This window comes from Stenotrophomonas sp. 278, assembly GCF_003935715.1.
GTDB classification, from domain to species: Bacteria; Pseudomonadota; Gammaproteobacteria; order Xanthomonadales; family Xanthomonadaceae; genus Stenotrophomonas; species Stenotrophomonas maltophilia_AH.
The window spans coordinates 106,286-129,350 of record NZ_RHPP01000001.1 but is presented as its reverse complement, the minus strand read 5'-3'; the positions used below and the strand labels follow the sequence as shown (position 1 = coordinate 129,350).

Annotated in this window: 23 protein-coding genes; 19 read left to right on the top strand and 4 right to left on the bottom strand. The window is 66.3% G+C overall.

Features of this window, described 5'->3' with window-relative positions; genetic code table 11:
* Positions 1-338: 338 nt before the first annotated feature.
* The gene (locus EGJ34_RS00515) at positions 339-2,192 is read left to right on the top strand and encodes an ABC-F family ATP-binding cassette domain-containing protein (RefSeq protein ID WP_125358011.1); all 1,854 of its coding nucleotides are present in this window, start codon (positions 339-341) and stop codon (positions 2,190-2,192) included.
* 69 nt (positions 2,193-2,261) lie between these two features.
* On the opposite strand, the gene EGJ34_RS00510 is transcribed toward EGJ34_RS00515, so the two are convergent.
* Positions 2,262-3,116: a LysR family transcriptional regulator gene (locus EGJ34_RS00510; protein ID WP_125358009.1), complete on the bottom strand. Its 855-nt coding sequence runs from the start codon at positions 3,114-3,116 to the stop codon at positions 2,262-2,264.
* A 145-nt stretch (positions 3,117-3,261) separates the two neighbouring features.
* Between EGJ34_RS00510 and blaL2 the strand changes: the two genes are divergently transcribed.
* A complete protein-coding gene (gene blaL2, locus EGJ34_RS00505) occupies positions 3,262-4,170 on the top strand; it encodes a L2 family extended-spectrum class A beta-lactamase (protein ID WP_125358007.1) in 909 nt (302 codons plus the stop codon).
* Positions 4,171-4,245: 75 nt separating this feature from the next.
* On the opposite strand, the gene ggpS is transcribed toward blaL2, so the two are convergent.
* Both ggpS and EGJ34_RS00495 read right to left on the bottom strand, forming a co-directional pair.
* Positions 4,246-6,489 (bottom strand): glucosylglycerol-phosphate synthase, encoded by a 2,244-nt coding sequence (gene ggpS / locus EGJ34_RS00500; protein ID WP_125358018.1) that lies wholly within the window; start codon positions 6,487-6,489, stop codon positions 4,246-4,248.
* Positions 6,490-6,551: 62 nt separating this feature from the next.
* Positions 6,552-7,817, bottom strand: a complete 1,266-nt coding sequence (locus EGJ34_RS00495) for an MFS transporter (RefSeq protein WP_125358005.1) — start codon at positions 7,815-7,817, stop codon at positions 6,552-6,554.
* A gap of 137 nt (positions 7,818-7,954) precedes the next feature.
* On the opposite strand from EGJ34_RS00495, the gene EGJ34_RS00490 reads away from it, so the two are divergent.
* Positions 7,955-8,575, top strand: a complete 621-nt coding sequence (locus EGJ34_RS00490; RefSeq protein ID WP_125358003.1) for a hypothetical protein — start codon at positions 7,955-7,957, stop codon at positions 8,573-8,575.
* An 83-nt stretch (positions 8,576-8,658) separates the two neighbouring features.
* Here EGJ34_RS00490 and EGJ34_RS00485 read toward each other — a convergent pair whose 3' ends face one another.
* A complete protein-coding gene (locus tag EGJ34_RS00485; protein ID WP_125358001.1) occupies positions 8,659-9,390 on the bottom strand; it encodes a DUF3011 domain-containing protein in 732 nt (243 codons plus the stop codon).
* A 171-nt stretch (positions 9,391-9,561) separates the two neighbouring features.
* Between EGJ34_RS00485 and aspS the strand changes: the two genes are divergently transcribed.
* From aspS to pal, 16 genes are all read left to right on the top strand, one after another.
* Positions 9,562-11,313 carry an aspartate--tRNA ligase gene (aspS, locus tag EGJ34_RS00480; RefSeq protein WP_125357999.1) on the top strand — a complete coding sequence of 584 codons (1,752 nt, stop codon included), beginning with the start codon at positions 9,562-9,564 and terminating at the stop codon, positions 11,311-11,313.
* An 84-nt stretch (positions 11,314-11,397) separates the two neighbouring features.
* Positions 11,398-11,712 carry a DNA primase gene (locus EGJ34_RS22050; RefSeq protein WP_185750015.1) on the top strand — a complete coding sequence of 105 codons (315 nt, stop codon included), beginning with the start codon at positions 11,398-11,400 and terminating at the stop codon, positions 11,710-11,712.
* A 20-nt stretch (positions 11,713-11,732) separates the two neighbouring features.
* Positions 11,733-12,245, top strand: coding sequence for a GNAT family N-acetyltransferase (locus EGJ34_RS00470; protein ID WP_125357997.1), 513 nt, complete (start codon positions 11,733-11,735; stop codon positions 12,243-12,245).
* Positions 12,246-12,249: 4 nt separating this feature from the next.
* Positions 12,250-12,882, top strand: a complete 633-nt coding sequence (locus tag EGJ34_RS00465) for an alpha/beta fold hydrolase (RefSeq protein WP_125357995.1) — start codon at positions 12,250-12,252, stop codon at positions 12,880-12,882.
* 80 nt (positions 12,883-12,962) lie between these two features.
* Positions 12,963-13,694 carry a YebC/PmpR family DNA-binding transcriptional regulator gene (locus EGJ34_RS00460; RefSeq protein WP_125357993.1) on the top strand — a complete coding sequence of 244 codons (732 nt, stop codon included), beginning with the start codon at positions 12,963-12,965 and terminating at the stop codon, positions 13,692-13,694.
* Positions 13,695-13,708: 14 nt separating this feature from the next.
* The gene (gene ruvC / locus EGJ34_RS00455; RefSeq protein WP_125357991.1) at positions 13,709-14,230 is read left to right on the top strand and encodes a crossover junction endodeoxyribonuclease RuvC; all 522 of its coding nucleotides are present in this window, start codon (positions 13,709-13,711) and stop codon (positions 14,228-14,230) included.
* Between the two features lie 10 nt (positions 14,231-14,240).
* Positions 14,241-14,828, top strand: a complete 588-nt coding sequence (gene ruvA / locus EGJ34_RS00450) for a Holliday junction branch migration protein RuvA (RefSeq protein ID WP_125357989.1) — start codon at positions 14,241-14,243, stop codon at positions 14,826-14,828.
* A gap of 128 nt (positions 14,829-14,956) precedes the next feature.
* Positions 14,957-16,798 carry a potassium transporter Kup gene (locus EGJ34_RS00445; RefSeq protein WP_260476856.1) on the top strand — a complete coding sequence of 614 codons (1,842 nt, stop codon included), beginning with the start codon at positions 14,957-14,959 and terminating at the stop codon, positions 16,796-16,798.
* 99 nt (positions 16,799-16,897) lie between these two features.
* Positions 16,898-17,938 (top strand): Holliday junction branch migration DNA helicase RuvB, encoded by a 1,041-nt coding sequence (ruvB, locus tag EGJ34_RS00440; RefSeq protein ID WP_125357985.1) that lies wholly within the window; start codon positions 16,898-16,900, stop codon positions 17,936-17,938.
* The gene (gene ybgC / locus EGJ34_RS00435; RefSeq protein ID WP_125357983.1) at positions 17,928-18,368 is read left to right on the top strand and encodes a tol-pal system-associated acyl-CoA thioesterase; all 441 of its coding nucleotides are present in this window, start codon (positions 17,928-17,930) and stop codon (positions 18,366-18,368) included. The genes ruvB and ybgC overlap by 11 nt, the downstream gene beginning before the upstream one ends.
* A gap of 10 nt (positions 18,369-18,378) precedes the next feature.
* Positions 18,379-19,155 carry a protein TolQ gene (tolQ, locus tag EGJ34_RS00430; protein ID WP_125357981.1) on the top strand — a complete coding sequence of 259 codons (777 nt, stop codon included), beginning with the start codon at positions 18,379-18,381 and terminating at the stop codon, positions 19,153-19,155.
* 23 nt (positions 19,156-19,178) lie between these two features.
* Entirely contained in the window at positions 19,179-19,607 is a 429-nt protein-coding gene (tolR, locus tag EGJ34_RS00425; RefSeq protein ID WP_125357979.1) for a protein TolR, read from the top strand.
* A complete protein-coding gene (tolA, locus tag EGJ34_RS00420) occupies positions 19,597-20,655 on the top strand; it encodes a cell envelope integrity protein TolA (protein ID WP_125357976.1) in 1,059 nt (352 codons plus the stop codon). The genes tolR and tolA overlap by 11 nt, the downstream gene beginning before the upstream one ends.
* A 6-nt stretch (positions 20,656-20,661) precedes the next feature.
* Entirely contained in the window at positions 20,662-21,015 is a 354-nt protein-coding gene (locus EGJ34_RS00415; RefSeq protein ID WP_125357974.1) for a TonB C-terminal domain-containing protein, read from the top strand.
* A 152-nt stretch (positions 21,016-21,167) separates the two neighbouring features.
* Complete coding sequence (gene tolB / locus EGJ34_RS00410) at positions 21,168-22,487, top strand: Tol-Pal system beta propeller repeat protein TolB (protein WP_125357972.1); 1,320 nt, start codon at positions 21,168-21,170, stop codon at positions 22,485-22,487.
* Positions 22,488-22,549: 62 nt separating this feature from the next.
* Entirely contained in the window at positions 22,550-23,065 is a 516-nt protein-coding gene (gene pal, locus EGJ34_RS00405) for a peptidoglycan-associated lipoprotein Pal (RefSeq protein ID WP_125357970.1), read from the top strand.

Below are 23,065 nucleotides of genomic sequence, written 5' to 3'. Positions count from 1 at the left end.
GCGGCGGCGTCCTGGGCGGCGGCGGCGAAGGCGGAAGCGCCCAGCACAACGGCGAGGGCAGCGGCGAGCGGGGTCTTGCGGGTCATCAGGATGTGGCTCCGGTGGGGGTGGGGCATCGGAGCGACATCACGACTGCGGGAAGCGGGTCTGCGAGGGCGGGAAACCGGTGCGCCATTTATGTAGCTGAACAAGGTCCCGGCGTGGCGCGGACGGTTCCGTGGGAGAGAACGACACCGCCGCGCACGATCCGGGGCGCGTCAAGTATTCGTTAACGCTAGAATTACGTCGCAGGAAAGGTGCTCACCAGCACATTCCATTCCGTTATATGGACCCCCTCGATGATCTCCCTTCGTAACTTCGCCTTGCGCCGCGGCGAGCGGCTGCTGTTGTCCAACGTCGACCTGACCCTGCATGCGGGCTACCGCGTGGGCGTGGTGGGCCGCAACGGGGCTGGCAAGTCCAGTCTGTTTGCGGCGGTGCAGGGCGAGCTGGAAGCCGACAAGGGGGACGTCGACCTGCCCGGCAAGATCCGCATTGCCAGCGTGGCCCAGGAGACCCCGGCGCTGCCCGACCCGGCGCTGTCGTTCGTGCTGGAAGGCGACACCGAGGTGGCCGCGGTGCTGCGCGAGGAAGCCGAGGCGACCGCGCGTGAAGACTGGGAAGCGGTGGCCAACGCCCACCAGAAGATGGCCGAAGTGGGGGCCTACGATGCCGAAGCGCGTGCCGGCAAGCTGCTGCATGGCCTGGGCTTCCCGTCCGACACCCACACCCGCGCGGTCGGCGAGTTCTCCGGCGGCTGGCGAGCGCGCCTGAACCTGGCGCGCGCACTGATGATGCCGAGCGACCTGCTGCTGCTCGACGAACCGACCAACCACCTGGATCTGGACGCGGTGTTCTGGCTGGAACAGTGGCTGCTGAAGTACCCGGGTACCCTGCTGCTGATCTCGCATGACCGCGAGTTCCTCGACAACGTGGCCACCCACACCCTGCATCTGCACGGCGGCAGCGCCAAGCTGTACACCGGCGGCTACACCGACTTCGAACGCCAGCGCGCCGAGCAGCTGCGCCAGCAGCAGATCGCGCACGAGAAGGAACAGGCCGAACGCGCGCATCTGCAGAGCTTCATCGACCGCTTCAAGGCGCTGGCCAGCAAGGCCACCCAGGCACAGAGCCGGATGAAGCGCCTGGCCAAGCTGACCGGAACCGAAGCGGTGCGCATGGAGCGCGAGTTCCGCATTGAGTTTGCGCCGCCAACCAAGCTGCCGTTCTCGCTGATCCGGTTGAATGACGTGGAGGCGGGGTATGGCAAGGATGCGGTGATCCTGCACAACGTCGGCTTCGGCCTGGAAGCCGGCCAGCGTATCGGTCTGCTTGGCCCGAATGGTGCCGGTAAGACCACCCTGGTCAAAACCCTGGTCGGCGAACTGGCTCCGGTGGCCGGCGAGCGCGCCGCGCATCCGGACCTGCGCATTGGTTACTTCGCCCAGCACACGGTGGAGTCGCTGCACGAGGGGCAGTCGCCGATGGACCACTTCCGCGAGATCTCGCCTGACGGTAACAATCAGTCGTTCCGCGACTTCCTCGGCAAGTGGAATTTCGCCGGTGATCGCGCCTTCGAGTCGGTAGATGGTTTCTCCGGCGGCGAGCGTGCGCGACTGGCGCTGGCGATGATCGCCTGGCAGCAGCCCAACGTGCTGCTGCTCGACGAACCGACCAACCACCTGGATCTGGAAATGCGCGAGGCGCTGGCCGAGGCGCTGTCCACGTTCGAAGGCGCGATCGTGATGGTCTCGCATGACCGCCACCTGATCGGCCTGGTCTGCGACACCTTCTGGCGCGTGGCAGATGGCGTGGTTGAGCCGTTCGATGGAGACCTGGACGAATACGCGGCATGGCTGCGTTCGCGCCCGGCCGCGCAGGGCACCAAGCAGAAGATGGCGGCCGCCGCGCCGGATCCCATTCCCCCGACCCCGCCGCTGCCGGCGCGGAAGGCGGGCAATCCGGTCAAGCTGGCTGCCGCCGAAGCCAAGGTCAACGAACTGGAAGGCAAGCTGGCCGAGCTGGACCGGCAGCTGGCTGACCCGGCAAATTACGCCGACGCCACCCGCATGGCGGTGCTGGGTCGCGACCGCGAAACGACCGCGCAGCAGCTGGAAAAAGCCGAGGCGGCGTGGATGGAGTTGATGGCCTGACCTACGTGCAGCCACGCCCTGCGTGGCTGCACGCTGCCGAACAGGGTCGAAGCCACGCAGGGCGTGGCTCTACGACCCCAGCCACTCCCGGAATCTGCGCGCGGCGTCGCTCTCCACCCGCGACCGCAACCGCGTCAACCAGTAGCGCCCCAGTTCCACGGTCTGCGCGAACGGCTGTACCAGCCGTCCCTCCGCCAGGTCCTGCTCGAACATCCTCAACGGCAGCAACGCGACCCCGGCACCGCCGGCTGCCGCCGCGGCCAATGTCAGCGACGAATCAAACACCGGCCCGCGCGCCTCCATTTCTGCAACGCCGGCCGCCTGCAACCAGCGTGACCACTCGTCGGCACGGTAGGAGCGCAACAGCGGGACCCGCGCAAGATCGCCTGGATCGTGCAGTTCCCGTGCGCGCGCTGGCGCACACACCGGCGCGAATGGTGCATCGAGTACCGGCGTGCACACCTGCCCCTGCCAGTCGCCATCGCCGAAACGGATGGCCAGATCCAGCCCTTCACCGGCCAGATCGATCCGGTTGTTGTGGGTCTGCAGGCGCAGTTCGATGTCCGGGTGGCGCACGTCGAAGTCCGGCAACCGTGGCAGTAGCCAACCGGTGGCGAAGGTACCCACCACGCCAACGCTCAGCACCTCGCGATAGCCTCCGGTGACGCCACCTACGCAGGCGCTGATGCGATCAAACGCCTCGTTCAGCACCGGATACAGCCGCGCCCCTTCCTCGGTCAGCGCCACCCCGCGCGGCAGCCGATGGAACAGCACCACCCCCAGCCGGTCTTCCAGGGAACGGATCTGGTGGCTGAGGGCCGCCTGGCTGACGCACAGCTCCAATGCTGCGCGGGTGAAATTCTGGTGTCGGGCGGCGGCCTCGAAGGCGCGCAGTGCATTGAGGGGAAGCTGAGGGCGGAGCATGGGTAGCCGTGAGCCAGGTTGATGGCAAATGGTAGCCGACCGCTACCCGATATCAGCTCACCTTATGGCTCCAGTCGAAAATTCGCGCTGGTTCCCTGTTCCCTGTCGCCTGATAGTGAGGCTCCCCGCTGACCAGGAAACCCCGATGCTCGCCCGCCGTCACTTCCTGCAGTTCACTGCCGCCGCCCTGGCGTCCACCCTCGCCGGCCCGGCGCTGGCCCAGCCCCAAGCCGCCTCCGGTCGCGCCGCGTCCAGGCCCCAGGCCGCCGACTTCACCGCACTGGAAAAAGCCAGCGGCGGTCGCCTCGGCGTGACCCTGCTCAACACCGCCACCGGCAAACGCTTCGGCCATCGCCAGGACGAGCGCTTCCCGATGTGCAGTACCTTCAAGTTCGTCCTTGCCGCCACCGTGCTGCACCACGCAGACCGCGGAACGCTGTCGCTGGACCGCCGCCTGCCGGTGCGCGCCCAGGACCTCCTGTCGCATGCGCCGATAACCAAGCGCCACGTGGGCAAGGACCTGACCGTGCGTGATCTGTGCCGGGCGACCATGGTGACCAGCGACAATCCGGCCGCGAACCTTCTGCTGGGTGTCATCGGTGGCCCCGCAGGCGTCACGTCCTTCCTGCGCGCCAATGGCGATGCCGTCACCCGCAACGACCGGCTGGAGCCGGAAATGAATGAATTCGCGGCTGACGATCCGCGTGATACCACCAGCCCGGCGGCGATGGCGGCCAGTCTGCAGCGCTTCGTGCTGGGGGACGTACTCCAGCCGGCGTCACGCCTGCAACTGGCAGATTGGCTGATCGACAACGAAACCGGCGATGCACGGTTGCGTGCCGGGCTGTCGAAGGCATGGCGGGTGGGCGACAAGACCGGCAGCAATGGCGAAGACACCACCAATGACATTGCCATGTTGTGGCCGCTGGCAGGTGGCACACCGTGGGTGCTGACCACCTACCTGCAGGGCGCAACGGTGGACGACGCCGGCCGCAACGATGTGCTGCGGCAGGCGGCGGTGATCGCCGAGCGCCTGATCGGCGGACAGCCGTAGAGCCACGCCCTGCGTGACTGCGACCGTTTGACACCGCGAAGCCACGCAGGGCGTGGCTCTACGGGTGGCAATCGGTCAGGTCGCCTCCGTCCCGCGCACCGCTTCCAGGAACTCCCGCCCCCAGCGGTCCACGTCGTAATACTCCACGCTGCCAAACAACTGGCGCATGCGACCGCCCGCTTCTTCCTCCGGCATCGACAGCGCCTGCAGCAACCCGGCCGTCAGATCGGCCGGATCATGCGGGTTGGTCAGCACCGCCCCCTTCAACTCCGCGGCGGCACCGGCGAACTCGCTCAGCACCAGCACCCCGCTGCTGCCTTCGATGCCGTGGGTGGCCACGAACTCCTTGGCGACCAGATTCAACCCATCGCGCAGCGGCGTGATCCACATCACCTGCGCGGCGGCGTAATGCGCCACTACCTCTTCAAACGGCAGTGCCTGCGCAAAGAAGCGCACGGGCGTCCAGTCCAGGCGCGAGAAGCGGCCGTTGATCCGTCCCACCGCCTGCTCGATCTGGTTCTGGAGCGTGCGGTAGACGGTCATCTCGCGCGCGGCGGGGACGCAGACCATCAGCAGCGTCACCTTGCCCTGGCGGTCCGGATGCCGCTCGAGGAGGCGTTCAAATGCCTCCAGCTTGGCCAGCGTGCCCTTGGTGTAGTCCAGCCGCTCGACCGACAGCACCAGCTTGCGCGCGCCGATCTCGCGCCGCAGCTTGAAGATGTCATTGCGCACCGAGGGCTTTGCCAGGACGTTGTGGATGCGGCGCAGGTCGGTACCGACCGGATGCGCGCCCAGCGCGACCTCGCGATCGCCTACGCGCAGGCGGGTGGTCATGGTGTCCAGCCCGACCGCGCAGCCGTAGGTCAGAAAGCGCGGTGCGCAGCTTTCCCAGGCCAGGCGCTCGGCCGGCATCGCACCGCGTACGACATCGACGAAGTTCTCCACCTGGCGTGGAATGTGGAACCCGATGTAGTCGCAGCACAGCAGGCTGCCGATGATCTCGCGTCGCCACGGAACTACGTTGAACACGTCGGCCGAGGGGAAATAGGTGTGGTGGAAGAAGGCGATCTTCAGGTCCGGGCGCAGCTCGCGCAGCGTGGCCGGCACCATCCACAGGTTGTAGTCGTGAATCCATACCGTGGCTCCATGCGCCGCCTCGGCGGCGGTGGCTTCGGCGAAGCGACGGTTGACCTTCAGGAAGACCTGCCAGTCGTCTTCGCGGAACCGTGCGCGTTCCCAGAACACATGCAGCATCGGCCAGAACGCTTCCTTGGAGAAACGCTTGTAGAAGATGTCCACTTCCTGCCGGGTCAGCGGCACGCGTGCGGCGGTGAGCGTGGGGTAACGCTCTGCATCAACGGTGACGTGGGTCTGGAACGGACCGCGTTTCGGGTCGTCGATGCCCCAGGCCACCCACGATCCCTTCTGGCCGCCTTCAAAGAAGCTCAGCAGCGAAGGAATGATGCCGTTGGGCGAGCGCGGCGGGCGCTGCACCAGGGTGTCGCCTTCCATGACCTCGTCGAACGGCATGCGGTGGTAGACCATCACCAGGTCCGAGCCCTCGGCGCGCGCGGTGGACGGCGGCTTCAGGAAGGCATCGTCGGCGGCCAGCAGCCCGAAGTGCTCGATTGCTTCAAGAATGCCGCCGCAGCCCGGAGCGTTGGCGTGGTAAGTGTTGTCCAGCGCGGCGGTCGCTTCGGTCAGCGCCGGCTCGGATTCGCCGACACACACGCCGCGGAAACCCGAGGTGTACATGGAGAGGTCATTGAGGGTGTCGCCGGCGACCAGGATCCGCTCGCGCGGCAGGTCCAGCAGGCGCGCCAGCGCGGCCAGCGTGCGACCCTTGTCGGTATCCGGCGGCAGGATGTCCAGATAACGATCGGCCGAATAGAGCACATCGCAGCCCAGCGCCTGGGCGGCGGCCTGGATCTGGCTGCGCAGCGGGGCCAGGGTGGCCGGGTCGCAGAAATACGAACAGCGGCGTTCCTGCGGCACGTCCTGGCGCTGCAGCGCGGTGAACGGGCGCATGGCAGCGGCCACCACCTGTTCGCCCGGCCAATGTGCATCGATCATCGACTGCAACGGTTGCAGCGGTTGCAGGGTGCGTCCATCGACCACGGTTGCGCCGACGTCGCAGACCACGTAATCGGGGCGGGGAATGGCGGGATCGGAGAGCAGCGGCATCACCGCTTCCAGGCCGCGGCCGGTGATGAAGATCAGCGCGATATCGGGGTGTTGATCAACCAGCCGGTACAGGCGGTGACGCGCGGCGGCGTCGCCGGCGAGAAAGGTGCCATCGAGGTCGGTGGCCAGTATCAGTTGCGGGGCCGAAGCGGCCGGGGTGTTGCGGGTGAGGGTAGGGGAGGCGGGTGTGGATACAGTCAATGCACTTCCTTATTGGAGTTGAAAGAAGAAGGGGTATCGGGCGCAGGCTCGGCGTCGGTCTCGGGCATCAGCTCGAGCGCGGCCGGGGTGGTGCGCAGCATCGGGCGGAACAGCACCGGGTGGGTGCGCAGGCGCGAGAAGCTGAGCAGGCGCGCGGTAGCGAACAACGCCAGCAGCATCAGCGCTACGGCGAAATACAGTGGCAACGCTGCCGGACCGAACCGTTGCATGGCCACGCCGGCGATGGCCGGGCCCAGTGCGGCACCGACGCCATGCACCAGCAGCAGGCTGGAGCAACCCGACAGCAGGTCCTCACGCGGCAGGTAGTCGAGCATGTGCGCCACCGCGAAGGGGTACAGCGAGAACGCCAGTCCGCCGTACACGAAGATCAACCCGAACAGCAGGTGGGTCTGCAGCTGGATCATCGGCAGCGACATTACCACCGCCAACCCGGCTGCGACCAGGCTCAGCGCGACCAGTCCGGTGCGGCGGTCGTGACCGTCGCTGATCCGGCCCAGCGGCCATTGCAGCAGGGCACCGCCGGCAATGGCGGTGAGCATGAAGCGGGCCACGCCATCGTCGTCCAGTCCGACCTGGCCGGCATACACCGGCAGCAGGCCCCAGAACGCGCCCATCGCCAGTCCCGACAATGCGGCGGCAACGCTGGCCACTGGAGCCATGGCATACAGGCGGCTCAGTTTGAGGCGCGGCACCGACGGCACTTCCGGTTGCCGCAGCCGGGTGGCGGTAACCGGCAGCATGGCCGCACAGACCAGCATGGCAATCAGCATGAACATCGGCTTCGCCGCAGCATTGCCGAGCATGAGCAGGATCTGGCCCAGCGCCAGCGCCGACAGGTTCACCACCATGTACAGCGAGAACGCACGGCCGCGTTGCTGTGGGTCGGGCTCGGCGTTGAGCCAGCTCTCTATCACCGTGTACAGGCCGACCAGGGCGATGCCGGTGATGACGCGCAGTACGCCCCACGCCCAGGCATTCACCCACAGCGGGTGCAGCAGCACCGCAATGGCGGCCAGGGCAGCGAAGAAGGCGAACGCGCGGATATGGCCAATGCGGCCGATGAGCGACGGAGCGAAAAAAGTGCCCATGAAGAATCCGGCGAAATAGCCGGACATCACCAGCCCCAGCGTGCCGGCACCAAAGCCAGCCTGCGCTCCGCTCACCGCCAGCAGGGTGCCCAGAAGCCCGCTGCCCGTCAGGAGCAGCGCTACGCCTGTGAGCAGGGCGGTCAGCCGCAACACGCGTGCGACCTTCGTGGGGAAGGCGAACCGGTCACGGTAAAGACCATACCACAGGCGACATGAAGCGACGGTTTCAGCACTGTGCCGGGTTGCCTGCCTGATTTGCGCTGCTTGGCCGCGCGGGCTAGGGTGTTTGCATGAATGCCATCAAATTTCTTCCGTTTGCGGGCGCACTGCTGTTGACGGCGTGCAACGGCCAGCGCGACGCGGTTGCCCATGATGTTTCCCAGGCTCCTGCGGATGCCTTCATGGCCGCCGTGGCCGCCCATTGCGGCAAAGCCTTTGAGGGGCGTGTGGCGGTGAACGAACCCCGCACCGACGCACCTGATCCTTTCGACGGCAAACGTCTGGTGATGCATGTTCGCGGCTGCGAAGACCCGGCGCACCAGCTCCGCATCCCTTTCCATGTGGGCGACGATCACTCGCGCACCTGGGTGTTGACCCGCACCGACAATGGTCTGCGGCTGAAGCACGATCACCGGCATGAAGACGGCAGCCCGGACGCGGTGACGATGTATGGTGGCGACAGCAAGCCACCGGGTACCGCGCAGCGTCAGGTGTTCCCGGTGGATGCGGATTCGGTGGCGATGTTCCGCAAGGCGGAGATGGCCGTCTCCACCACCAACACCTGGGCGATGGAAATCGAGCCGGACGAACGCTTCGTTTATGAGCTGACCCGCCCGGATGGCCGCCGCTTCCAGGTGGTGTTCGATCTCAGCAAGCCGGTGGCCCTGCCTCCGGCTCCCTGGGGGAGTTGAGGCGGGTACCGACCAACGGTCGGTACCTACCGCACGTGCGCGTACCTGCCGGTAGCGCCCGACCGTTGGTCGGGCGAGGCCCGTCAGCGCACCCCGAAGCGCGCCCTGCAGCCATTGCTGACCGCGATGCTCCCACCGCGGTAGACCCACGTGCGCCCCTGTACGCACGGACTGCCGGACAACTGCTCAATCAGCACCGGTCGGCCCTGGCGGCCGTCCCAGGCACAGGTCTGGGTACGGTTGCCGGTACTGCTGCAGGTGACTGTGTAATTGCTGCCACCGCCGCCACCACCCCAGCCGCCGCGACCCTGCACGAATTCGGCCCGGCAGCCGCCGCTGACCCAGACCGAGCCATTGCGCGAGCCCCAGTTGCGGCCCTCGATGCAGCGGGTGTTGGACAGCTGCCGTGAGAGGCGAGCGCTTGACCAGCCGGTGGGGCAGCTGCGCTGGCGGTTGTCGTTGCTTTCGCAGCGGACCACGCTGGCGTGGCCGGGGCTGGTGCCGGGCCAGGGGCTGCCGCCGCCGCCGTTCCAGCCGCCATTGCCCCGCAATGAGGTGGCGATGTCCTGTTTGATCCGCGAAAAGCCCCAGTTGGAGCGGTTGACCTGGTCCAGATAGAAGCGCATCTGGTCGTCCGGAATGCGTCGGCCATTGGACTGTTCGGCGTATTCCTGGGCGATGACCCGCTGCTGGTCGTTGACGGACAGGGTTCGCAGGTTCTCCGGGGCGTAGGCCCGGGTATTGACCTGGGCCTGCAGGGCCGGGGCGGCGCAGGCCAGAACGGCGGTGAGGCAGACCACGAGACAACGTTTCATGACGCTTTCCCCTTGCGGTCAGTGGTGCGCGGACTATGGTCCGGCCCCTATTAAGGGGGCGTGTAAGCCGGTTCACTGTTCAGGATTTGCCCCGGCCGGGGCGCTGGCCGCAGAATAACGGGCTGACCGGTGCCAACAGGCCCGGCAATCTCCTGCGGAGCTTTTACCCCCATGCGTACCCACTTCTGCGGCCTGGTCGACGAGACCCTGATTGGCCAGACTGTCACCCTCGCCGGCTGGACCGACGTTGCCCGCAATCTGGGAGGCGTGTGCTTCATCGATCTGCGTGATCATGAGGGCATCGTGCAGGTGACCGTGGAGCCTGAAAACGCAGAGGTGTTCAAGGTTGCCGCCAGCCTGGGCTATGAGGACGTGCTGCAGGTCGAGGGCGTGGTGCGCAAGCGCCATGCCGTAAACGACAAGATCCGCAGCGGCCAGGTGGAAATCGTCGCCACCCGCATCACCGTGCTGAACAAGGCCGAGCCGCTGCCGTTCCATGCGCATGAAAACCCGGGCGAGGAAACCCGCCTGAAGTACCGCTACCTGGACCTGCGCCGCCCGGAAATGCAGCGCATGCAGCGCACCCGCATCAAGCTGGTGCAGGCGCTGCGTCGCCATCTGGACGAGAAGGGTTTCCAGGACATCGAAACCCCGATCCTGACCAAGGCCACCCCGGAAGGCGCACGCGACTTCCTGGTGCCGGCACGCATGCACCCGGGCGAGTTCTATGCCCTGCCGCAGAGCCCGCAGCTGTTCAAGCAGATCCTGATGGTGGCCGGCTTCGACCGCTACTACCAGATCGCGCGCTGCTTCCGCGACGAGGCCCTGCGTGCCGACCGCCAGCTGGAGTTCACCCAGCTGGACATGGAGTTCGCCTTTGTGCGCGAGCGCGACGTGCAGGACTTCGTGGAAAACATGATCCGCGCCATCTTCAAGGAAGTGGTGGACGTGGAGCTGGCGGCCAGCTTCCCGCGCATGACCTGGGCCGAGGCGATGCGTCGCTACGGTTCGGACAAGCCGGACCTGCGCATCGCGCTGGAGCTGGTCGACGTGGCTGAACTGGTAAAGGACAGTGAGTTCCCGGTCTTCACCGCTGCGGCGGCCGACCCGGACGGTCGCGTGGCCGCGCTGCGCATCCCCGGTGGTGCCAGCCTGTCGCGCAAGCAGATTGACGAGTACGCGGCCCACGCCGCCAAGTACGGTGCCAAGGGACTGGCGTACATCAAGATCGCCGACAACGGCGAAGTCAGCTCGCCGATCGCCAAGTTCTTCAGCGAGGACGCCTTCGCCGCACTGGTCGCCCACGTCGGTGCCGGCAACGGCGACATCGTGTTCTTCGGTGCCGGTGGCTACAACAAGGTGTCCGACTTCATGGGCGCGCTGCGCCTCAAGGCCGGCAAGGACTTCAACCTGGTGGCAGCCGGCTGGGCCCCGCTGTGGGTCACCGACTTCCCGATGTTCGAGTTCGACGACGAAGCCCAGCGCTACGTCGCCCTGCATCACCCCTTCACCGCCCCGGCGGTGGACGACATTGCCGACCTGCGCGCCAATGCCAAGACCGCCGTCTCGCGCGGCTACGACATGGTGCTCAACGGCAATGAAATCGGCGGCGGTTCGATCCGTATCCACCGTCCGGACATGCAGAGCGCGGTGTTCGAGCTGCTGGGCATCGGCGCGGAAGAAGCCGAAGCCAAGTTCGGCTTCCTGCTCGATGCGCTGCGCTACGGCGCACCGCCGCACGGCGGCATCGCCTTCGGTATCGACCGCATCGCCGCGCTGATGGCCGGCACCGAGTCGATCCGCGACGTCATTCCGTTCCCGAAGACCACCAGCGCCCAGTGTCTGATGACCGGTGCCCCGTCGCCGATCCCGGACGAGCAGCTGGCCGAAGTGCACATCCAGGTCCGCCCGCGCAAAGACTGATCGCGCTTCATCGACCTCGAAATCCCAACCCGTAGAGCCGGGCTTGCCCGGCTGAACCACCCAACACCCTCAGGAGACTCAGCAATGACCGAAGCATCCTTCAATCTGGAATGGGAAAAGCTGGGCAACGTCGGTTCCGACGCCAACCTGGTCACCGAGCGCGCCCGCGTCTTCGGCGGCTGGCTGGTCCGCGTGGGCACCAACCCGGCCGCGATGGCACTGACCTTCGTGGTCGATGGCGAAGGCCGCTGGGACGGTGAGGACTTCGGCGTCGAGGACTACGAAGAGGAAGACGAGGAAGAGTTCGACGAGGACGAGGACGAGGACGAGGAAGAATACGAGGACGAGGAAGACGAGGACGGCGAAGAGGAAGACGCTGCCGACGGAGCCAAGGCCTGAGGCCTGGTCTGATCGTCCCCGTGTACACCATCCGCCGCGCCGGCCCGGACGACGCACCGACCTTGTCGGTGCTGGCCGCGCGCACCTTCGTGGAAACCTTCGGTCACCTCTATCCGCCGCAGGACCTGCAGGATTTTCTGTCGGAAGCCTATGCGGTGGAGCGCCAGCACGTGATCCTTTCGCACCCGGACTACGCAGTCTGGTTGCTGGAAAAGGACGGTGTGGCCGTGGGTCACGCCGCCGCCGGCCCCTGCGGCCTGCCCCATGACGAGGTGCAGCCTGGCGACGGCGAACTCAAACGCCTGTATCTGATCAAAAACGAACAGAGCTGTGGCTGGGGCAGCCGTCTGCTGGAAACCGCGCTGGCCTGGCTGGAACGTGACGGTCCGCGCACCCTGTGGCTGGGGGTATGGTCGGAGAACTTCGGCGCGCAGCGCTTCTATGCCCGATACGGGTTCAGCAAGGTGGGTACCTACGAGTTCCCGGTCGGGCAGGTACGCGACCTGGAGTTCATCCTGCGGCGCGTACCTTGATCCCATGACGTCCTCTGTGCTGCTGCTGCACGGCATCTGGAATGCCCGCGCCTGGGTGGGCCCGTTGGCCTGGCGGCTGCGCGCGCGTGGCTTCCGCGTGGACACCTTTGGTTATTCCAGCGTTTTTGGTGGCCCGGAAGTGGCCGTGCCGCAGCTGCTCAAGCGGCTGCAGAACAGCGGCCCGGTGTCGCTGGTGGGGCACAGCCTGGGCGGTCTTGTCGCCTTGGAGGCGCTGCGTCAGCAGCCCGACCTGCCGGTTGCCCGGGTGGTGTGCCTGGGGTCGCCGCTGCGCGGCTCTGGCACGGCACGTTCGCTGGCCGACCATGGCTGGGCCATGGCGCTGGGCCGCAGTGGCGAGCTGCTGCTGGACGGTCTGCCGGCCTGGGAAGGCCGGGCGCAGGTGGGTCTGATCGCCGGCTCCGTGCCGCACGGGCTGGGCAGCCTGCTGGGGGCCATCGGCGAGGCATCCGATGGGACGGTGGCACTGGATGAAACCCGGCTGCCGGGCCTGGCGGACCACTGCGTGGTCGCCGCCAGCCACAGCGGGTTGGTGTTTTCCCCGGAAGCGGCCCGGCAGACCGCCGCGTTCCTGCGCGATGGCCGGTTCCGCCACGATCCGGCCGCCCACGCGGCCTGAACGCGCCCGGCTAACACGTTGGCAGCGCCCGATCAGGTAGAATCCGCGCCCTGTTCCTGACTTCATGCACGGAAACACCCATGGGTAGAGGCCCCTCCATCGAAGCCCGCAAGAATGCGTCCGACGCAAAGCGCGGCAAGATTTTCACCAAGATCATCCGCGAGATCGGCGTGGCCGCGCGCGGCGGTGGAGGCGACCCCAATAACAACCCGCGCCTGCGCGTGGCGATGGACAAGGGCCTGGCCGCGAACATGTCCAAGGACGTGATCGAGCGCGCCATCAAGAAGGCCACCGGTGAGCTGGAAGGCGTGGTCTACGAAGAGGTGCGCTACGAGGGCTACGCTCCCGGCGGCGTGGCGGTGATCGTGGACTGCCTGACCGACAACCGAGTGCGTACCGTGGCCGACGTCCGCCATGCGTTCAGCAAGTGCGGCGGCAACATGGGCACCGACGGCTCGGTGGCCTTCATGTTCAAGCGCCTGGGCGTGCTCAGCTTTGCCCCCGGCGCGAACGAAGAGGCCATCACTGAAGCGGCCATCGAGGCCGGTGCGGACGACATCGTGGTGTATCCCGATGACGGTTCGATCGACGTGGTCACCGCGCCGGATCAGTTCCAGGCCGTGAAAGACGCCATGGAGGCGGCCGGTCTGATCGCTGACCACGCCGAGATCACGTTCCGCGCCGACAACGACATCAAGGTCGAGGGCGACACCGCCCTGCAGGTCAAGAAGATGCTGGACATGCTGGAAGACCTGGACGATGTCCAGGACGTGTACTCCAACGCCGACCTCGGCGCGGACGCCTACGCCTGACGGCGTAGTTCGCCATGGTCCGGATCCTCGGCATCGACCCCGGTTCGCAGCGGACCGGGGTGGGCATCATTGATGTCGACCTCACCGGCAAGGTGGTGCATGTGCATCACCTGCCGCTGGTGCTGCTGGGGGCCGATGACTTCCCCCAGCGCATGAAACTGCTGGTACAGGGGCTGTCGGCGCTGGTCGACGAGTACCGCCCGCATGAAGTGGCCATCGAAAAGGTATTCATGGCCCGGAACCCCGATTCGGCGCTCAAGCTGGGCCAGGCCCGGGGCGCGGCGATTTCCGCCGTGGTGATGCGCGACCTGCCGGTGCACGAATACGCCGCCAGCGAGATCAAGCTCGCCGTGGTCGGGCGGGGCGGGGCGGAAAAGCAACAGGTCCAACACATGGTCGGGCTTATGCTCAACCTGAAAACCAAGCTGCAGGCCGACGCCGCCGATGCGTTGGCGGTGGCCATCACCCATGCCCACGTAAGGGCGACGGCGCAGCGGCTGGGGGTCAATGCCCGCCAGGCCTGGAGCCGGAAATGAGGACAACTGCATGATTGGTCGTCTACGCGGGATCCTGGCCTACAAGGCACCGCCGTGGCTGCTGCTGGACGTCAATGGCGTCGGTTATGAGCTGGAAGCACCGATGAGCACCTTCTACGATCTGCCCGACCTGGGCCGGGAAGTGGTGCTGTTCACCCACTACGCGCAGAAGGAAGACAGCGTCTCGCTGTACGGTTTCCTGCGCGAGGGCGAGCGCCGGCTGTTCCGCGACGTACAGAAAGTCAGCGGCATCGGAGCCAAGATCGCCCTGGCGGTGTTGTCCGGGGTGAGCGTGGACGAGTTCGCGCGCATGGTGCAGGCCGGTGACATCACCGCGCTGACCCGCATTCCCGGCATCGGCAAGAAGACCGCCGAGCGGATGGTGCTGGAACTGCGTGACCGCGCGGCCAACTTCAGCGGCGGCGGCGCGCCGGTGTCCGGCGCGATCGGGCCTGACCCGGTGTCCGAGGCCACCGTCGCACTGCAACAGCTGGGCTACAAGCCGGCCGAGGCCGCGCGGATGGCGCGCGATGCCAACGCCGACGGCGACGATGTCGCCACTGTGATCCGCAAGGCCCTGCAGGCCGCGCTGCGCTGAGCGGCGCAGTCTTCCTTCTCCCATACTGACCGACGCCAGACCGGAGTTTCATGTCCAGCCCCTCCCATCCGAAAGACAGCGGACAACCCGCGCACGGCCACGCGCCGGCCGCCGGTGGCCTGGCCCTGATGGTCGGCGCGATCGGCGTGGTGTTCGGTGATATCGGCACCAGCCCGCTGTATACCCTGAAGGAAGCCTTCTCCGAGCACTACGGCCTGGTCGGCGACCACGACACCGTGCTCGGCGTGCTGTCGCTGGCGTTCTGGGCGCTGATGCTGGTGGTGACGCTCAAGTACGTAACCATCATCATGCGCGCCGACAACGACGGCGAAGGCGGGATCATGGCGTTGATGGCGCTGACCCAGCGCACCATGCGCAATGGATCACGCTCGGCCTATGTGGTGGGCATTCTGGGCATCTTCGGGGCCTCGCTGTTCTTCGGCGACGGGGTGATCACCCCGGCCATCTCCGTGCTGGGTGCGGTGGAAGGCCTTGAGGTGGCGGCACCCGGTCTGCACGCGTTCATCGTGCCGATCACCGTGGTGGTGCTGTTGATGGTGTTCGCCGCGCAGCGCTTCGGTACCGAGAAAATCGGCAAGGCCTTCGGGCCGATCACCTCGGTCTGGTTCATTTCACTGGCCGCGATCGGCATCTGGAACATCGTCGATGCGCCGGAAGTGTTGAAGGCCTTCAATCCCATATGGGCCGTGCGCTTCTTCATGGACCATGGCTGGCACGGTGTGTTCATCCTCGGCGCGGTGGTACTGGCGGTGACCGGTGGCGAAGCGCTGTACGCGGACATGGGCCACTTCGGGGCCAAGCCGATCCGACATGCCTGGTACTTCTTCGTGCTGCCGTGCCTGGTGTTGAACTACCTGGGGCAGGGCGCGCTGGTGCTCAATCATCCCGAGGCGGTGAAAAATCCGTTCTTCGAAGCGGTGCCGGACTGGGCGCTGTACCCGATGATCATCCTGGCCACGATGGCGGCGGTGATCGCCTCGCAGTCGGTGATCACCGGTGCGTTCTCGGTCTCCCGCCAGGCCATGCAGCTGGGCTACATCCCGCGCATGCGCATCACCCATACCTCGCACGACACCATCGGCCAGATCTACATTCCCGGCATCAACTGGGGCATCGCGGTGATGGTGATCGGGCTGGTGCTGGCGTTCCGCAGCTCCTCCAACCTGGCCGTGGCCTACGGCATCTCGGTGTCGGCGACCATGCTCATCGACACCCTGCTGCTGGTGCTGGTGGCCCGCGCGCTGTGGCCGACCTCGCGCTATTGGATCATCCCGCTGTGCGTGGTGTTCTTCATCATCGACCTGGGCTTTGTGATCGCCAACGGGGCCAAGCTGCTGCAGGGCGCGTGGTTCCCGGTGGTGCTGGGGATCGTGCTGTTCACCATGATGCGCACCTGGCGGCGCGGCCGCGAACTGCTGCGCGATGAGATCCGCAAGGACGGCATCCGCCTCGATACCTTCCTGCCGGGGTTGATGCTGGCACCGCCGGTGCGGGTGCCGGGCACCGCGGTGTTCCTGACCGCCGACCCCAGCGTGGCCCCGCATGCGCTGATGCACAACCTCAAGCACAACAAGGTGCTGCACGAGCGCAACGTGTTCCTGCACGTGGAAACCCTGCCGATTCCGTATGCGATGGAAGGGCAGCGGCTGAAGATCGAGTCGGTGGGCGATGAGTTCTACCGGGTGTACGTCCGCTTCGGTTTCATGGAGACCCCCGATGTACCGCTGGCGCTGATGCGTTCGTGCGACCACGGCGGGATCTACTTCGACCCGATGGACACCACGTTCTTCGCCAGCCGCGAGACCATCGTGGCCACTGCCAACCGCGGCATGCCGATCTGGCGCGACAAGCTGTTCGCGCTGATGCACCGCAATGCCGCCCCGGCGACCGGGTTCTTCCGGATTCCGGGCAACCGCCTCGTGGAACTCGGGGCCCAGGTCGAGATCTGACGCGGCGGCCGACCAACAGTCGGCCATTACCGGACATTTTTGCCATCCCGGGTAGGTGACGACCGTTGGTCGTCACCCGTTTTGCCGCATAATCGCGGGATGACTGACGACCGCATCATCGGTGCCGGCGCGACCCGCGAGGACGACAGCACCGACGCCAGCATCCGCCCCAAGCGCATGGCCGACTATCTCGGCCAGGCTCCCGTGCGCGAGCAGCTGTCGATCTACATCGAGGCCGCCAAGGCGCGCAGCGAAGCGCTCGACCACGTGCTGATCTTCGGGCCGCCCGGCCTCGGCAAGACCACCCTGAGCCACGTGATCGCCAACGAGCTGGGGGTGGCCCTGCGGGTGACCTCCGGCCCGGTGATCGAGAAGGCCGGTGACCTGGCCGCGCTGCTGACCAACCTGCAGCCGCACGATGTGCTGTTCGTGGACGAAATCCACCGCCTTTCGCCCGTGGTCGAGGAAGTGCTGTACCCGGCGATGGAAGACTTCCAGATCGACATCATGATCGGCGAGGGGCCTGCGGCCCGCTCGATCAAGATCGACCTGCCGCCCTTCACCCTGATCGGGGCCACCACCCGTGCCGGTCTGCTGACCGCGCCGCTGCGCGACCGCTTCGGCATCGTGCACCGTCTGGAGTTCTACACGCCCGAGGAGCTGACCCGGATCGTGCGCCGCTCGGCCACCATCCTCGGCATCGACTGCACCGCCGAGGGCGCGGCCGAGATCGCACGGCGCTCGCGCGGCACCCCGCGCATTGCCAACCGGCTGCTGCGGCGCGTACGCGACTATGCCCAGGTCAAGGCCGGTGGGCACATCGACCAGGACGTGGCGCAGGCGGCCATGCAGATGCTCAAGGTCGACCCGGAAGGCTTCGATGACCTCGACCGGCGCATGCTCAAGACCCTGATCGATTATTTCGATGGCGGTCCGGTAGGCGTCGAATCCATGGCCGCGGCCCTGTCGGAAGAACGGGGCACGCTGGAAGACGTGGTCGAACCCTATCTGATCCAGCAGGGCTTCCTGGTGCGCACCGCGCGCGGCCGCATGGCTACCCACAAGGCGTATCGGCACATGGGCCTGAAGCCGAAGCACCCGCCCGCCGACCTGTTTGCCGAGGTGCCGGATGGCCAGTGACGCTGTTGACCCCCGGTTCAGTTGGCCGACACGCATATATTGGGAAGATACCGACGCCGGTGGCGTGGTCTACCACGCCCGCTACGTGGCCTTCATGGAGCGGGCGCGGACCGAATGGATGCGGGCGCTTGGCTTCGGCCAGGAGCGCACGCGCATCGAGCACGGGCTGGTGTTTGCCGTGCGTTCGATGAGCATGGACTTCCTCAAGCCGGCGCGGCTGGATGACGCGTTGGCAGTGAGTGCCCGGCTGGTGCAGTGCAAGCGCGCCAGCATGGTGTTCAGCCAGGCGGTGTGTCGCGGCGATGAAACGCTGCTGACCGCGCAGGTGAAGATCGCGGCATTGGACGCTTCCACATTCAAACCACGCGGCATGGACGATGTTCTGCATGCCGCGCTGAAACCCTACGAATTTCCAGAATCCGCATACTGAGGAACACCGGATGATCGCAACGCTCCTGGCCCTGCAGGCCACCGTGGTCGAGGCACTGCCGCAGGAAGTGACCAGCGCCGCAGCGCAGACCGTCGCGCCGGGCGCGCACGGCGGCATCAATTATTGGGAACTGATGACCAAGGCCAGCTGGCCGGTGATCGCCATCGTCCTGCTGCTGCTGGCCGGCTCGTTCATCAGCTGGATCATCATCTTCCGCAAGGCCCGCGTGTTCAGCGCGGCCAACCGCCAGGCCGACGAATTCGAAAGCCGCTTCTGGTCCGGCGCGGACCTGGGCAAGCTGTACACCGCTGCCACCGACCGCAACCGTAAGGTCGGCGGCCTGGAAGCCATCTTCGAGTCCGGCTTCCGTGAGTTCACCCGCCTGCGCGAAGGTCGCCGCCTGGACGCACGTGCCCAGCTGGAAGGGGCGCAGCGCGCCATGCGCACCACCTACACCCGCGAAGTGGACCAGCTCGAGCGCAACCTGGAACTGCTGGCGAACATCGGCTCGACCGCGCCGTATGTGGGCCTGGTCGGCACCGTGTTCGGCATCATGGTGACCATGCACGACATGATCAACAGCGGTGAGCAGGCCGGTATCGCCTCGGTCGCCCCTGGCATCTCCGAAGCGCTGTTCGCCACCGCCATCGGCCTGTTCGTGGCCATTCCGGCGGTGTGGGCCTACAACCGGTTCACCACCCGGGTCGAGCGTCTGTCGGTGCGGTTTGAAACCTTCGCCGATGAGTTCAGCTCGATCCTGCAGCGCCAGACCTCGAACGACGCCTGAGCGCGGCAGACAGGAGCTCCCATATGACCGCTGCCATCGGCCGCCGCAAGCGCCGCAAGCTCAAATCCGAAATCAACGTCGTTCCTTACATCGACGTCATGCTGGTGCTGCTGATCATCTTCATGGTCACCGCGCCGCTGCTGACCCTGAGCTTTGAAGTGGACCTGCCCAGTTCGCAGGCCAAGGCGCTGGAAAGCAAGCAGGACCCGGTGGTCGTCTCGGTGCGCCTGGATGGCCAGCTCAGCCTCAAGCTGCCCGACGCCAAGCAGCCTGAGCCGATCGACGCCACCCAGCTGCAGGCGCAGCTGGGCGCACTGGTTTCGCAGGACAAGAACCTGCGGGTGATCGTGGCCGCCGACAAGGCGGTGGCCTATGAAAAGGTCGTGGACGCGATGAACGTGATCAAGCGCGCCAACGTGGAGAAGGTGGGTCTGGCGACCGATGCAAACTAACGTTCTGCCGCCGCCGCATTCCCCCGAAGACGACTGGGCATTGCCGGTCGTTCTGGCGGTTGCCGTGCACATCCTGGTGGCGCTGGTGCTGATCGCCGGCTGGATGTTCTCGCCGGACCGCAACACCGAGGCCGCTGTCGGCGATCCCGCGCTCGAAGCCAGCATGACCCTGACCGCGTCGGAAGCGGCCGCGGCCCGGCAGGCGCTGCGTGCCTCGGAGAAGCTGCCCGACCTGCCCGAACCGGTGGAACAGCCCACGCCGGTGGAAGAAGACACCGTGCCACCGCCACAGCCGCTGCCCGAGCCGCGCCCGCAGGACGCGCTGAGCCCGCAGCAGCAACAGGCACAGGAGCGCATTGCGCAGCCGGACAAGGTCGACCAGGCCGCGGTCAACGCAATGGCGATCTCGGCGGAGAAGGAAAAGCAGGAGCAGGAAGCCAAGCGTCGCCAGGAACAGATCGACCTGACCGAGCGCGAACGCCAGAAAGAGGCCGAGCAGAAGGCGCGGCTGGCCAAGCAGCAGGAGGCGGAGCAGCAGAAGAAGCTGGCCGAAGAGGCGCAGAAAGCCAACGATGCCAAGGCGGAAGCGGAGCGGCAGAAGAAGATTGCCGAGATCCGCAGCCGCCGCGAGGCGGCTGAGAAGGAAGCCAAGCTGGCCGAGCAGAAGCTGCGTCAGGTCACCGCCGCACGTGCGGCGTCCGGTGCCTCTACCAGCGGGTCCGCTGGTGCTGCGCAGCCGTCCGCGGGCGCAGGTGGTACCAGCGACGACCTATTGGCCAAGTACGCCGCCGCGATCCAGCAGAAGGTGCTGGCGCAGTGGCAGCGACCGGATTCGGTGCCGCTGGGGCAGAAGTGCCAGATTGCGATCACCCAGCTTCCGGGCGGCAACGTGCTCCAGGCCAAGGTCAGCCCCAGTTGTCCGTTCGATGAGGCCGGCAAGCGCTCGATCGAGGCCGCGGTGCTCAATGCCCAGCCGCTGCCGTACCGCGGCTTTGAGCCGGTGTATACCCGTACGATCAACTTTACCTTTACCGCCCAGGATCGTTGATATCCGATGACCTCGATTGGCAAATGGATGCTGGCGGGCCTGATTGCCGGATTCAGTCCGGTTTCCATGGCCTCCACGGACCTGGAGGCGGAGTATGTGGCGGCGATCCATTCGAGCGTGCTGGCGAACTGGATAGCCCCGGCGACGCTGAAACCCGGATCCCGCTGCGAGGTCAAGGTTGTGCAACTGCCGGGCGGGACGATCGCCAGCGCGACAGCCACGGCGGACTGCGAGTTTGACGAGGCGGGGAAGGCGTCAATCGAAGCCGCCGTGCTGCGTGCGCAGCCGCTGCCGTACCGCGGGTTTGAGTCAGTTTTTCAGCGTTGGATGATGCTGACGTTTCAGGTACCGTCGCGCTGATGATGCGAACCTGGACGCCTGTTTCTGTTAACAACACGTGATCAAACAGCCGCTGACCACTCGGATTTCACACCCGGTTGGTTCATGATTGCGAAACTGTTCACCGCACTGCTGTTATCCCTCGTAATTGGTTTTCTCTTACTGAGCGCTCAATGAAGAAGATGCCTCGCTGGTTTGCCGTGTTTGCGGCTCTACTGCTGCCCTTCGCCGCCGTCGCGCAACAGCGCGGTCTGGATATCGACATCGTCGGCGGCAACGCCTCGGCCACGCCGATCACCGTGGTCCCGATGCCCTACCAAGGCTCGGCTGCCGCCCCGGAAACGGACGTCGCTGCCGTGGTCCGCGCCGACCTGGAGCGTTCCGGCCAGTTCCGCAACCTGCCGGTCGAGCAGATCCTGGAAAAGCCGACCCGTGGCGGCGAGATCAATTTCGCCACCTGGCGCGCGCTGAAGCAGAATTACATCGTGGTCGGCCGCGTGCTCGACGCCGGTGCCGGCGCGTACCGCGTGGAATACGAGCTGTACGACGTGCCCAAGGGCGAGCGCCTGCTGGGCCTGGCGATGACCGCCCGCAGCACCGCCATGCGCGATGTGGCCCACCAGATGGCCGACGCCATCTATGAAAAGATCACCGGCGTGCGTGGGGCCTTCTGGACCCGTATTGCCTACGTGACCGCCAGCGGCAAGGGCGCGGCCATGCGCTATGCGCTGATGGTGGCCGACTCGGACGGCTACAACCCGCAGACCATCGTGCGTTCGGCCGAGCCGCTGCTGTCCCCGTCGTGGAGCCCGGATGGCAACCGTCTGGCCTACGTCAGCTTCGAGCGTGGCAATTCCGCCATCTACATCCAGAACATCACCACCGGTGCCCGTGAGCTGATCACCAGCTTCCGCGGCATCAACAGCGCCCCGTCGTTCTCCCCGGATGGCCGCCGCCTGGCGCTGTCGCTGTCGCGCAGCGGCAACCCGGAAATCTACGTGATGGACCTGGGCAGCAAGCAGCTGACCCAGCTGACCAACCACTTTGCCATCGACACCGAGCCGACCTGGAGCGCCGACGGCAGCAGCATCTACTTCACCTCCGACCGCGGCGGTCGCCCGCAGATCTACCAGGTGGCCTCCAGCGGTGGCAGCGCCTCGCGCGTGACCTTCCAGGGCAATTACAACGCCACCCCCAGCGTGTCCTACGACGGCAAGAAGATCGTCATGGCCCAGGGCAGCGGCAACACCTACAAGATCGCGATGATGGACAGCAGCCTGGGTTCACCGCGCTGGAGCACCCTGTCCGTCGGGTCGCTCGATGAATCGCCGAGCTTCGCGCCCAACGCGAGCATGGTGTTGTACGCCGCCCGCGAGGGTGGACGTGGGGTTTTGTATGCAGTTTCGGCTGACGGGCGAGTGCGCCAGCGGCTGGTACTGGCGGATGGCGATGTTCGTGAGCCTTCTTGGTCGCCATACCGTACAAAGCGCTAACAGAGTGTTAAGATTCGCCCGTATTCATCCCCTCATCCGGCTTTAGCCCTCAAAGGTATTCTATGAACAAGTCCACCCGCGTTCTGCTTGTCTCCCTGCTGTCTGTGGCCGTCCTGGCCGGTTGCTCCAAGAAGGTGAAGGAAGAACCGGCTGCGCCGGTCGACACCGGCACCGCCACCCAGCCGACCGGCCCGTCGACCTCCGGCCTGTACGGCCCGGGCGACCTGGACACCGACGCCTGCCTGCGCCAGCGCGTGGTGTACTTCGACCTGGACAAGGAAGAAGTGAAGTCGGAATTCCAGGCGATCATGGCCTGCCACGCCAAGTACCTGCGTGACCGTCCGTCCTCGCGCATCACCCTGCAGGGTCACACCGACGAACGCGGTTCGCGCGCTTACAACCAGGCCCTGGGCGAGCGTCGTAGCGCCGCCGTGAACTCGGCTCTGCAGGCCAACGGTGGTTCGGCTTCGCAGCTGACCGACGTGTCCTACGGCGAAGAGCGTCCGGTCTGCACCGAATCGACCGAGTCCTGCTGGTCGCAGAACCGTCGCGTCGAAATCGTCTACACCGCGCAGTAA

Excerpts from the sequence above, each read along its gene's own strand:
- tolR (WP_125357979.1), top strand. The coding sequence starts at position 19,179 with ATGACCGCTGCCATCGGCCGCCGCAAGCGCCGCAAGCTCAAATCCGAA.
- ruvC (WP_125357991.1), top strand. The coding sequence starts at position 13,709 with ATGGTCCGGATCCTCGGCATCGACCCCGGTTCGCAGCGGACCGGGGTG.
- tolA (WP_125357976.1), top strand. The coding sequence starts at position 19,597 with ATGCAAACTAACGTTCTGCCGCCGCCGCATTCCCCCGAAGACGACTGG.
- pal (WP_125357970.1), top strand. The coding sequence starts at position 22,550 with ATGAACAAGTCCACCCGCGTTCTGCTTGTCTCCCTGCTGTCTGTGGCC.
- ruvA (WP_125357989.1), top strand. The coding sequence starts at position 14,241 with ATGATTGGTCGTCTACGCGGGATCCTGGCCTACAAGGCACCGCCGTGG.
- EGJ34_RS22050 (WP_185750015.1), top strand. The coding sequence starts at position 11,398 with ATGACCGAAGCATCCTTCAATCTGGAATGGGAAAAGCTGGGCAACGTC.
- aspS (WP_125357999.1), top strand. The coding sequence starts at position 9,562 with ATGCGTACCCACTTCTGCGGCCTGGTCGACGAGACCCTGATTGGCCAG.
- EGJ34_RS00415 (WP_125357974.1), top strand. The coding sequence starts at position 20,662 with ATGACCTCGATTGGCAAATGGATGCTGGCGGGCCTGATTGCCGGATTC.
- EGJ34_RS00510 (WP_125358009.1), bottom strand. The coding sequence starts at position 3,116 with ATGCTCCGCCCTCAGCTTCCCCTCAATGCACTGCGCGCCTTCGAGGCC.
- EGJ34_RS00515 (WP_125358011.1), top strand. The coding sequence starts at position 339 with ATGATCTCCCTTCGTAACTTCGCCTTGCGCCGCGGCGAGCGGCTGCTG.
- tolB (WP_125357972.1), top strand. The coding sequence starts at position 21,168 with ATGAAGAAGATGCCTCGCTGGTTTGCCGTGTTTGCGGCTCTACTGCTG.
- EGJ34_RS00445 (WP_260476856.1), top strand. The coding sequence starts at position 14,957 with ATGGTCGGCGCGATCGGCGTGGTGTTCGGTGATATCGGCACCAGCCCG.
- ybgC (WP_125357983.1), top strand. The coding sequence starts at position 17,928 with ATGGCCAGTGACGCTGTTGACCCCCGGTTCAGTTGGCCGACACGCATA.
- EGJ34_RS00460 (WP_125357993.1), top strand. The coding sequence starts at position 12,963 with ATGGGTAGAGGCCCCTCCATCGAAGCCCGCAAGAATGCGTCCGACGCA.
- EGJ34_RS00465 (WP_125357995.1), top strand. The coding sequence starts at position 12,250 with ATGACGTCCTCTGTGCTGCTGCTGCACGGCATCTGGAATGCCCGCGCC.
- EGJ34_RS00490 (WP_125358003.1), top strand. The coding sequence starts at position 7,955 with ATGAATGCCATCAAATTTCTTCCGTTTGCGGGCGCACTGCTGTTGACG.
- tolQ (WP_125357981.1), top strand. The coding sequence starts at position 18,379 with ATGATCGCAACGCTCCTGGCCCTGCAGGCCACCGTGGTCGAGGCACTG.
- ruvB (WP_125357985.1), top strand. The coding sequence starts at position 16,898 with ATGACTGACGACCGCATCATCGGTGCCGGCGCGACCCGCGAGGACGAC.
- blaL2 (WP_125358007.1), top strand. The coding sequence starts at position 3,262 with ATGCTCGCCCGCCGTCACTTCCTGCAGTTCACTGCCGCCGCCCTGGCG.
- EGJ34_RS00485 (WP_125358001.1), bottom strand. The coding sequence starts at position 9,390 with ATGAAACGTTGTCTCGTGGTCTGCCTCACCGCCGTTCTGGCCTGCGCC.